The sequence below is a fragment of the Streptomyces sp. NPDC047130 genome, assembly GCF_040643475.1.
Lineage (GTDB): Bacteria > Actinomycetota > Actinomycetes > Streptomycetales > Streptomycetaceae > Streptomyces.
Genome location: NZ_JBEYUK010000054.1, coordinates 1 through 11,863 on the forward strand (window position 1 = coordinate 1; position 11,863 = coordinate 11,863).

Annotated in this window: 2 protein-coding genes; both read right to left on the reverse strand. The window is 76.6% G+C overall.

The annotated features are described in order from the left end of the window. Positions 1–8,783: SDR family NAD(P)-dependent oxidoreductase (locus ABZ836_RS30145; protein WP_361147517.1), on the reverse strand; the 8,783-nt coding region annotated here is incomplete at its 3' end. 2 nt (positions 8,784–8,785) lie between these two features. Further along, positions 8,786–11,863: type I polyketide synthase (locus ABZ836_RS30150; protein ID WP_361147520.1), on the reverse strand; the 3,078-nt coding region annotated here is incomplete at its 5' end.

The following is an 11,863-nucleotide window of genomic DNA, read 5'->3' on the forward strand; positions in this document are numbered from 1 at the left end:
TTCAGCACGTCACGGAAATTCACCCCCGCCGCACGCACCGCAACCCGCACCTCACCCACACCCAACACCGCCACCGCATCCGGCGCCGGCACCAAACCCACGTTCTCCACCGCACCCCGCACCGACACCCCCACCCGCCACGCCCCCTCGGGGGCCTGGAGGGTGCGGTCGGTGACGGGCACCAGGCGCGCCGCGTACAGCCGGTTGCCGCGGACCGCGAGTTCGGGCTCGTCCGCCCCGGCCACGGTGGCCAGGGCGGTCCACGGGTCCCCGTCGACGTCCACGAGCAGCACGCGCCCGGGGTTCTCCGACTGCACGCTGCGCACCATGCCGCGCACGGCGGCGCCCGCCACGTCGGGCAGGTCGTCGCCGGGGTCGGCGGCGACGGCTCCGCGGGTGAGCACCACGAGGGTGGCGTCGCCGTCCGCGCGGGCCAGGAAGTCCTGGACGGCGGCGAGCGCCGCGCAGACCCGCGCCTCGGTGTCGTCCAGGCCGCCGTCCGTGTCGCCGGGCGCGGAGGTGATCAGCAGCAGGTCCGCCGAGGCAGGGGCGGAGGCGATGTCGGCGGCCCGTGCGCAGTCGGTCCCGAGCGCCGTGAGGGCGTCGGCCGCGCCGAACGGGTCGGGCCCCACGACGGACCAGGTGACGGGCTCGGACGCCGGTTCGGGCAGCGGGACCCAGTCGACCCGGTGCACGGGCCGCGTCGCGGTGGCACCGGACGGCACGTCCGCGGCCGGCGGCCGCAGCGTCACGCGTCCGACGGACAGGACCGTCCGGCCGTCGGGGTCGAGGGCCAGCAGTTCCACGGCGTCGTCGCCGCGCGGCGAGAGCCGCACCCGGAGGGAGGTGGCGCCGGAGGCGGCCAGGGTGACCTCCGAGAAGGAAAACGGAAGGCCGGGGGGCCCGGCGGGGCCGTCCGCCTCGACCGCCCGGACGGCGAGCGCGTGCAGCGCGGCGTCGAGCAGAGCCGGGTGCAGCCCGAAGCGGCCGGCGTCCGTGTGTCCCTGCTCCGGCAGGTCGACCTCGGCCCAGAGGTCCGCGCCCACGCGCCGGACGCCGCGCAGTCCCTGGAACACCGGGCCGTACTCCAGCCCGGCCCCGGCCAGCGCCGGGTACAGCTCGTCCGTGGCCACGGCGTGCCCGCCCTCCGGCGGCCAGGTCACGGCCGGGGCGGCCAGGGGGGCCGCGGGACGCAGGGTGCCGGAGGCGTGCCGGACCCACGGCTGTCCGTGCCAGCCGGTGCCGTCGGGGAGGCGGGAGTGCACGGTCAGCTGACGCGCGCCCTCTTCGTCGGGAGCACCGACCAGGACCTGGAGCTGGACGGACTCCTCCCCCGTCAGCACCAGCGGCGTGTGCAGGACCAGCTCGTCCACGGCCTCGCAGCCCGCCTGGTCGCCGGCGCGCACCGCGAGATCGACGAACGCCGTACCGGGCACGACGATCCGGCCGTGCACCCGGTGCTCCGCGAGCCAGGGGTGGGTGCGGACGGAGAGCCGCCCGGCGAACACCAGGCCGCCGTCGTCGGCGAGTTCCACTCCCGCGGCGAGGACGGGGTGCCCGGTCTCCCCCAGCCCGGCGGACACCATGTCACCGGGTCGGGCGGAGACCGACGGCCAGTAGCGCTCACGGGCGAAGGCGTAGGTGGGGAGCTCCACCCGGCGGCCACCGGCGGGCGCGAGCAGGGTGACCCAGTCCACGGGCACCCCCTGGACGTGCAGGGAGGCGAGGGCGCGCAGCAGGGCGGCGTCCTCGCCGTGGCCCTTGCGCAGGGCGGGTGCGGCGGTGGCGTCGTCGGTGATGTGCGGGACGAGGGCGGAGAGGGTGCCGTCGGGGCCGAGTTCGAGGAAGGTCCGGGTGTCGCCGAGGGAGGCGATCGCGTCGGCGAACCGGACGGGCTCGCGGATCTGGCCCACCCAGTAGTCCGGGGTGGCGATGTCACCAGGGGCCGTGGCCACCACGGGGATGCTCGGCGCCTGGTAGGTCAGCGACTTCGCGACCTCCGCGAACTCCGCCTGCATCGGCTCCATCAGCCGCGAGTGGAACGCGTGCGAGACGACCAGCCGCTTCACCCGCACGCCCTCGGCACGGAGCCGCTGCTCAAGGGTGTCGATCGCGTCGGCGTCGCCGGAGACCGTGATCGAGGTGGGGCCGTTCACGGCCGCGAGGTCCACGCCCTCCGGAAGCTCCAGGCCATCCTCGGAAGCCTCGACGGCGAGCATCGCGCCACCTGACGGCAGCGCGTCCATCAGACGCCCACGCGCCGACACCAGCCGGCACGCGTCCTCCAACGACAACACCCCCGCGCAGTGCGCGGCGGCCAGCTCACCGATCGAGTGCCCGACCAGCACGTCCGGGGCAACCCCCCAGGACTCCACCAGCCGGAACAGCGCCACCTCGACCGCGAACAGCGCCGGCTGCGTGTACGCGGTCCGCGCCAGCAACTCCGCGTCGTCCCCGAACACCACATCCCGCAACGGAAGTTCGAGATCGACCCGCGCGCACACCGCGTCGAACGCCTCCGCGAACACCGGGAACGCCTCGTACAGCTCACGCCCCATCCCCACCCGCTGCGCGCCCTGGCCCGAGAACAGCAGGGCCAGGCGGGGTGCGTCCGGTGCCGCGCGCCCGACGACGGCGTGGCCGAGGCCGGCCAGCGCGGCCCGGGCACTCTCGCCGTCCGCGGCGAGGAACACCGCCCGGTGCTCCAGCGTGCTTCTGGTGGTGGCCAGCGAGTACGCGACGTCGGCGAGCCGCCGCCCGGCCAGGGCGTCCCGCAGCCGCTCCGCCTGCGCGGGCAGCGCGTCGGCCGTCCGGGCGGAGAGCAGCAGGGGCAGCAGCGCGGGCGCGTCCTCCGACGGTGCTTCCCCGGGTGTCTCCAGCTCTTCCGCCGCTCCCTCGGGGGCGGCCTCCAGCACCACGTGGGCGTTGGTGCCGCTCACGCCGAAGGAGGAGACGCCGGCCCGGCGCGGGCGGCCCGTTCCGGGCCAGGGGCGCGCCTCGGTCAGCAACTCCACCGCGCCCGCCGACCAGTCGGCCTCGGGGGTGGGAGCGTCGACGTGCAGGGTGGCGGGCAGGGTGCCGTGGCGCATCGCCTGCACCATCTTGATCACGCCCGCGACGCCCGAAGCGGCCTGCGTGTGCCCGATGTTGGACTTCAGCGAGCCGAGGTAGAGGGGTTCGTCGCGGTCCTGCCCGTAGGTGGCGAGCAACGCCTGGGCCTCGATGGGGTCGCCCAGCTTGGTGCCGGTGCCGTGCGCCTCCACCGCGTCGACCTCGGACGGGCTCAGGCCGGCGTCGGCGAGCGCCCGGCGGATCACGCGGCGCTGGGCCGGTCCGCTGGGGGCGCTCAGGCCGTTGGACGCGCCGTCCTGGTTGACGGCGGAGCCGCGCACCACGGCGAGCACCCGGTGCCCGTTGCGGCGCGCGTCCGAGAGGCGTTCCACCAGCAGCACGCCCACGCCCTCGCCCCAGCCCGTGCCGTCGGCCGCGGCGGCGAAGGGCTTGCACCGGCCGTCGGCGGCCAGGCCGAGCTGGCGGCTGAACTCCACGAACGCGGTCGGCGTCGACATGACGGTGACGCCGCCGGCCAGGGCCATCGAGCACTCCCCGGCCCGCAGCGCCCGCACCGCCAGATGGAGCGCCACCAGCGAGGAGGAACACGCCGTGTCCAGGGTGAGGGTGGGGCCCTCGAAGCCGAAGCTGTAGGCGACCCGGCCGGAGAGCACGGCGGCGGCGTTGCCGGCGCCCTGGTGTCCCTCGCTGACGTCGGGGTCCCCGGCGAGCAGCACCGGATAGTCCTGGCCGTTGGTGCCCGCGAACACGGCGGTGTCGCTGCCGCGCAGCTCCTCCGGGTCGATGCCCGCCTGTTCGAACACCTCCCAGGCGGTCTGGAGCACGAGCCGCTGCTGCGGGTCCATGGCGAGCGCCTCGCGCGGCGAGAGGCCGAAGAAGCGCGCGTCGAACTCGGCGACGTCGCGCAGGAATCCGCCTTCGCGGACGTAGGAGGCTCCCGCGCCGCCCTCCGGGTCGTAGAGCCGCTCGGTGTCCCAGCCCCGGTCGTCGGGGAAGCCGGATATCCCGTCGCGGCCCTCGTCGACGAGGCGCCACAGGGCGTCCGGTGAGCTGACGTCGCCGGGGAAGCGGCAGGCCATGCCGACGATGGCGATGGGTTCGGTGGAGGACACCGCTCCCCCGGTCGCGGGGTCGGTGTCGTCGGCGTCGGCGCCTCGTACGAGGTCGTCGAGGTGTCCGGCCAGCGCGTCGGGACTGGGGTGGTCGAAGACGACGGTGGCGGGCAGGGTGAGGCCGGTGGCCTCGGTCAGGCGGTCGCGCAGTTCTACGGCGGTCAGGGAGTCGAAGCCCAGGTCGGTGAAGGCGCGGCGGGGGTCGACGGCTTCGGAGCCGTGGTGGCCGAGTACGGCGGCGACGTGCCCGCGGACGAGTTCGGCCAGCTCACGCCGCCGGTCCTTGGCGGCGAGGGCGGCGAGGCGGGTCACGGTGCCGGAGGCGGCACGGGTGTTCCGCTCCGCGCCGGGTTCGGCCGTTCCGCCCTGCGGCGGGGTGGCGGTGAGGCGGTCGAAGAGCCGCTGGGGCCGTACGGAGGTGATGGCCGGGACGAAGCGCGCCCAGTCCACGTCGGCCACGGCCACGCAGACGTCCCCGCCGTCGACGGCCGTGCCGAGCGCCTCGAGGGCCTGGGCCGGGTCCATGGCGCGCAGGCCGCGCCGCCGCAGGTAGTCGGCGGTGTCCGCCGCGCCCGCCATGCCGCCGCCCGCCCAGGGGCCCCAGGCAACCGAGGTGGCGGGCAGTCCCTGGGCGGCGCGGCGCAGGGCGATCGCGTCGAGGGCGGCGTTCGCCGCCGCGTACGCTCCCTGGCCGCCGCTGCCCCAGACGCCGGCGACCGAGGAGAAGAGCACGAAGGCGTCGAGGTCCGCGTCGCGCAGCGCGTCGTCGAGGTGCAGGGCGCCGGTGACCTTGGCGGCCAGTACGCGGGCGACGTCCTCCTCCGAGACGTCGGCGAGCGCGCCGAACTCGCCGTTCCCGGCGGCGTGCACGACGGCGGTCGGCGGATGCTCGGCCAGCAGCGCGTCGAGGGCGGCGCGGTCGCCGACGTCGCAGGCGACGACGGTGACCTCGGTTCCCGCCGCGGCGAGTTCGGCGGTCAGCTCGGCCATCCCCGGCGCGTCGGCGCCGCGCCGGCCGGCGAGGACCAGGTGCGGCGCGCCGCGTTCGGCGAGCCAGCGGGCGACGTGTGCGCCGAGTGCCCCGGTGCCGCCGGTGACGAGCACGGTGCCGCGCGGGCGCCGGCGGGTGGCGGGTCGGGGCCGTGCCGGTGCGAGGCGGCGGGCGAGGACACCGTCGGCGCGGATCGCCACCTGGTCCTCTCCCGCGTGCAGTCCGGCGAGCACGGCGGCCAGGTGCCGCGCGGCGTCGGCGCTCGCCTCGGTGTCGGCGTCCGCGGTGGGGTTCGCGTCGGCGTTCGCGTCGGTGTCGAACCGCTCCGGCAGGTCGACGGCGCCGCCCCAGCGGTGGGGTCGTTCCAGCGCGGCGACCCGGCCCATGGCCCACAGCTGTGCCGCGCCGGGGTCGGCGGACTCGCCGTCACCGGCCGCGACGGCGCCCTGGGTGAGCAGCCACACGGGGGCGCCGTCGCCGCGCACGAGGCCGGGCAGCGCGGCCAGTCCGCGGGACAGCTCCGGGTGCCCGGGGTGCGGCCGGGGGTCGTGGAGGAGGATCAGGCCGTCGGCGGACGGATCGGGCACGCCGCCCACGACGACGGTCGCCCCGTGCGCGCGCAGCGCCTCGGCGCACCAGGCCACCAGCCGGCCGGGCGCGGCGACGGCGTCCGGCCGGCTGGTGGCCGCGTCGCCGCCCGTGCCGGTGCCGGTGCCCGTGCCCGTGCCGGTGCCGGTGCCGGTGCCGGTGCCGGTGCCGGTCAGGATCTGCCACGTGCCGGCCAGCTCGGGCGTCCCGGTCCGGGGCAGCGGCTCCCAGGTGGCGGCGTACCGCCAGCTCGCGGGGCCGCCCGTCGCCGCGGCGGGCGGCACGGACCAGTAGTGCTCGCGCCGGAAGGCGTAGGTCGGGAGGTCGACGACCCGGCCGCCCCAGTCGCCGGTGACGGCGGGCCAGTCGAGCGCGGCCCCGGCGGCGTGTGCCGCGGCGACGCCGTGCCACCACGCGTCGACCGGATCGCGGCCCGCGCGCTGCAGGGCGACGCAGGCCACGTCCTCGTCGGCCTCCAGGCAGGAGCGGGCAGCGGCGGTGAGGACCCCGTCGGGGCCCGTCTCCACGAAGCGGGTGACTCCCTTGTCCCGCAGCGTCCGCACGGCGTCGGCGAAGCGGACGGGCTCGCGGATCTGCCCGACCCAGTAGTTTGGGGTGGCGATGTCGCCGGGAGCGGTGGCGACCACGGGGATCGTCGGGGCGTGGTACGTCAGCGACTTGGCGACGGCGGCGAACTCGTCGAGCATCGGCTCCATCAGCCGCGAGTGGAAGGCGTGCGAGACGGCCAGCCGCTTCACCCGCACGCCCTCGGACCGCAGCCGTGCCTCCAGCGCGTCGATCGCCTCGGCGTCGCCGGAGACCGTGATCGACGTCGGCCCGTTCACGGCCGCCAGGTCCACGCCCTCCGGAAGCTCCAGCTCTTCGGCGGCTTCCACCGCCAGCATCGCGCCGCCCTCGGGCAGCGCGTCCATCAGCCGGGCCCGCGCGGCGACCAGGGTGCCCGCGTCCTCCAGCGACAGCACGCCCGCGCAGTGGGCGGCGGCGAGTTCGCCGACCGAGTGCCCGACCAGGTGCCGGGGGACCAGGCCCCACGACTCGGCGAGCCGGAACAGCGCGACCTCCAGCGCGAACAGCGCGCGCTGGGCGGTGCCGGTCCTCCGCAGCGCCCGACCGTCGGCACAGGCCCCGGTGTCCAGGCCCACGGCGCGGCAGGCCTCCGCGAAGGCGTCCGCGAAGACCGGGAAGACGTCGAGCCCCTGCCCCATCCCGGCCCACTGGGAGCCCTGCCCGGAGAAGAGGAAGGCCGTGCGGCCCTCGTACGCCGTGCCGGTGACGACGCCGGGAGCGGTCTCGGAGCCGGCCAGCGCGCGCAGCCCGGCCAGGAGTTCGGCGCGGTCGGCGCCGAGGACGACGGCGCGGTGCTCCAGCGGGGAGCGGGTGGTGGCGAGCGAGACGGCGACGTCGGTGGGGGTGAGCGCGGGGCGGGCGGTGACGTGGTCGTGCAGTCGCTGCGCCTGGGCGCGCAGCGCTCGCGCGTCGCGCCCGGAGAGCGTCCAGGGCACGACGGACGGCGCGGCCCCCCGCCGCGGTCCGGGGCCGGCCTCCGCCTCCTTCCCGGCCGACGCGGTCTCCTCGGCAGGCGTGGTCTCCTCGGCAGGCGCGGTCTCCTCGGCAGGCGCTGCCTCCAGGATCACGTGGGCGTTGGTGCCGCTGACCCCGAACGAGGAGACGCCCGCTCGGCGCGGCCGTCCGGTCTCGGGCCACGGCCGGTTCTCGGTGAGGAGTTCCACCGCGCCCGCCGACCAGTCCACGTGCGGGCTGGGCGCGTCCACGTGGAGCGTGCGGGGCAGCACGCCGTGGCGCATGGCCTGCACCATCTTGATGACGCCGGCCACCCCGGAGGCCGCCTGGGTGTGGCCGATGTTGGACTTCAGCGAGCCCAGCCACACCGGTTCCCCGCGGTCGCGGTCCTTGCCGTAGGTGGCCAGCAGCGCCTTGGCCTCGATCGGGTCGCCGAGGGTGGTGCCGGTGCCGTGCCCCTCCACGGCGTCCACCTCGGCGGCGGAGAGCCGGGCGGAGGCCAGGGCGTCCAGGATGACGCGTCGCTGAGCGGGACCGTTGGGGGCGGTGAGGCCGTTGGAGGCGCCGTCCTGGTTGACCGCCGAACCCCGCAGCACGGCCAGCACCCGGTGGCCCGCGCGGCGGGCGTCGGACAGCTTCTCCAGCAGCACCATGCCGGCGCCCTCGCTCCAGCCGGTGCCGTCGGCGCCGGCCGCGAACGCCTTGCAGCGGCCGTCGCGGGCCAGGCCGCGCTGCCGGCTGAACTCCACGAACGCGGCGGGGGTCGCGATCACGGTCACGCCGCCGGCGAGCGCCAGGGTGCACTCGCCGCGGCGCAGCGCCTGCATCGCCAGGTGCAGCGCCACCAGCGACGAGGAGCAGGCGGTGTCGACCGTGACGGCCGGCCCCTCCAGGCCGAGGCTGTAGGCGATCCGGCCGGACAGCACGCTGGTGGCGGTGCCGGTCAGGGCGTAGCCCGCCGCCTCCTCGGCGACGGGCACACCGGTGCCGTAGCCGGACGACGCCGCGCCGACGTACACGCCGACCCGCGTGCCGCGGACGCCGTGCGGGGCGATACCCGCCCTTTCGATCGCCTCCCAGGACGCCTCCAGGACCAGGCGCTGCTGCGGGTCCATCGCCTGGGCCTCGCGCGGGGAGATGCCGAAGAAGTCCGCGTCGAACGAGCCGGCGTCGTGCACGAAGCCGCCCTGGCGGGAGTAGGAGGTGCCTTCCCCGCGCGAGTCCGGGTCGTAGAGGGCGTCGAGGTCCCAGCCGCGGTCGGCCGGGAAGTCGCCGATCCCGTCGCCCCCCGCGGACACGAGGTCCCAGAGCGCCTCGGGGGAGTCGACGCCGCCGGGGAGCCGGCAGGCCATCCCGACGACGGCGACGGGCTCGTGCCCGGCGACGGCCAGTTCGCGGTTGCGCGCCTTCAGCCGGTCGTTCTCCTTGACCAGCGTGCGCAGGGCTTCGACGTAACGTCCGTCGGCGGGCGCGGTCATGGTCAGTACTCCCCGTCGTCGGATGCGGCGACGAGGCTCAGCAGGGCCTCGCCGTCGAGTTCGTCCACCGGATGCGCGGTCCTCGGGTCCGCGTCGTCCGGTTCTTCCCCGGCCAGTCGCAGCAGGGGGTCGAGCAGTCCGGCCTCCCGGAGGCGGGACAGCGGCAGCCGGGCGAGCGCCGCGCGGAGGCGCTGTTCGCCGTCGGCGGCGTCGTGCCCGTCCGTACCGGCCGTGTCCGTGCCGGAGTCCGCCGCGATGCCGCATTCCTCCAGGAGGTGCGCGGCGAGGTCGGCGGGCGTCGGGTGGTCGAAGACCACGGTGGCGGTCAGCGGCAGGCCGGTGGCGGCGTTGAGGCGGTTGCGCATCTCGACCGCGGTGAGCGAGTCGAAGCCGAGTTCCCGGAAGGCCCGGCCCGGTTCCACCTCGCCGCTGTGCGCGTGGCCCAGCACGCGGGCCGCCTGCGTCCGTACCAGGTCCAGGGCCGTGTCGAGCCTGTCGTACGGCGGGAGGTCCAGCAGCCGTTCCCGCAGGTCGCCGGTCTCCTCGGGCGTCTCGTCCGTGGCGCCGGTGTCGCCGCCCGCCAGGCCGGCCAGCAGCGGGCTGGGCCGGGCGGCGGAGAAGGCGCGGGCGAAGGCGGGCCAGTCGACGCCGGCCACGGTCACGGTGGGCGCGTCGTCCGCCACCGCGTCGGCGAGGGCGTGCAGCGCCGTGTCCGGGTCCATGGCGAGGACGCCACGGCGCGCGAGTTCGTGCTCCGCTCCCCCGGCCATGCCCGCTCCGCGCCAGGCACCCCAGGCGACGCAGGTCGCGGGCGCGCCCCGGGCCGCCCGCCGCAGCGCCAGCGCCTCGAGACGGGCGTTGGCGGCGGCGTACGCGGCCTGTCCGGCGCCGCCCCAGGTGGCGGCCACCGAGCCGAAGAGCACGAAGGCGTCGAGGTCGCCGCAGAGCGCGTCCAGGTGCTCCGCGCCGTCGGCCTTGCCGGCGCGCGCCGCCGTCAGGTCGTCCTCGGTCAGCTCCGGCAGCCTGCCCAGTCCTCCGACGCCCGCGGCGTGCACGACCGCCTGCGGCGGGTGTGCCGCCACCAGCGCGGCGACCGCGTCCCGGTCGGCGAAGTCGCAGGCGACCACGGTGGTGGGCACCCCCATGTCCTCCAGCTCGGCAACGAGTTCGGCGGCGCCCGGCGCGTCGGGTCCGCGCCGGCCGGCCAGCACCAGTCGCTCGACGCCGTTGCGCGCGGCCCACCGGGCGACGTGCGCGCCGAGCGCGCCGGTGCCGCCGGTGACGAGCAGGGTGCCCCGGGGCCGCCAGGGGGTGGCGGTGACCGGGGGCGCGGCGGCCAGCCGCCGGACGAGCGTGGTGTCCCGGAGGGCCACCTGGTCCTCGCCGGTGATCCCGGTGAGCACGGCGGCCAGCGGGGCTTTCGGCACCCCCGCCGGGGGCAGGTCGATCAGTCCGCCCCACAGCGACGGGTGTTCCAGCGCGGCCACCCGGCCCAGGGCCCACAGGGCCCGGCCGCCCGGGCCGGGCGGCTCCTCACCGGGGAGCGCGGCGGCGCCGCGCGTGACGCACCACAGGCGGGTGCCGCTGTCGGCCAGCGCCTGGACGAGGGCGAGGCCGTCGGCGGCCGCGGTCCCGTCGTCCAGGGCGAGCAGCGACAGCACGCCCGCCCAGGGGCGTTCGTGTTCGACGGCCTCCCGCAGGTCCGCCGCCGTGGCGTGCGGGTCGAGCACCCGCGGGTGCGGGGTGCCGCCACAGCGCCGGACGGCCTCGGCGCACTCGGCCGCGGTCTCCTCGTGTCCGGGGCGGACCAGCAGCAGCCAGTCGCCCAGCAGGACCGGGTCGGCGGGAAGGGCGACGGGGGACCACTCCTCGCGGTACCGCAACTGCCCGGCACGCGAGCGTCCGTGCCATCCGGCGAGCACCGGCAACACGCCGCCGATCCGCTCGCGGTCCTCGTCGCCGTCGACGCCGAGCAGCCCGGCCAGGGCTCCCGCGTCACCGCCGCGGACGGTGGCCCAGAAGACGTCGTCGGAGGAGCCCGTCCCACCCGGGCCGTCGGGTGCGGGCAGCGGCCAGTACCGCTGGTGCTGGAACGCGTACGTGGGCAGGTCGACGGCGCGTCCGCCGAGACCGCCGAAGACCGCACGCCAGTCGACCTCCGCCCCCTCGACGTGCGCCCCGGCGACGGCGGCGAACAGCGTCCGCACGCCGTCCTTGTCCGCTCGCTGCGCCGGGAGACCCGCCGCGTTGTCGGCGATGTGCGGGACGAGGGCGGAGAGGGTGCCGTCGGGGCCGAGTTCGAGGAAGGTCCGGGTGTCGGTGAGGGAGGCGATCGCGTCGGCGAACCGGACGGGCTCGCGGATCTGGCCCACCCAGTAACCGGGGGTCGTGATGTCACCGGGGGCCGTGGCCACCACGGGGACGGTCGGGGCGTGGTAGGTCAGCGACTTCGCGACGGTGGCGAACTCGGCCTGCATCGGCTCCATCAGCCGCGAGTGGAACGCGTGCGAGACGACCAGCCGCTTCACCCGCACGCCCTCGGCACGCAGCCGCTCCTCCAGCGCGCCGACCGCCTCGGCGTCACCGGACACCGTGATCGACGTCGGGCCGTTCACGGCCGCCAGGTCCACGCCCTCCGGAAGCTCCAGCTCTGCAGAGGCCTCCACCGCCAGCATCGCGCCACCTGACGGCAGCGCGTCCATCAGACGCCCCCGCGCCGACACCAGCCGGCACGCGTCCTCCAACGACAGCACGCCCGCGCAGTGCGCGGCGGCCAGCTCACCGATCGAGTGCCCGACCAGCACGTCCGGGGTGACCCCCCACGACTCCACCAGCCGGAACAGCGCCACCTCGACCGCGAACAGCGCGGGCTGCGTGTACACCGTCCGCGCCAGCAGCTCCGCGTCGTCCCCGAACACCACATCCCGCAATGGAAGTTCCAGATCGACCCGCGCGCACACCGCGTCGAACGCCTCCGCGAAGACGGGGAACGCCTCGTACAGCTCACGCCCCATCCCCACCCGCTGCGCGCCCTGGCCCGAGAACAGGAACGCCGTGTTCCCGCCCCGCACCGCACCGGA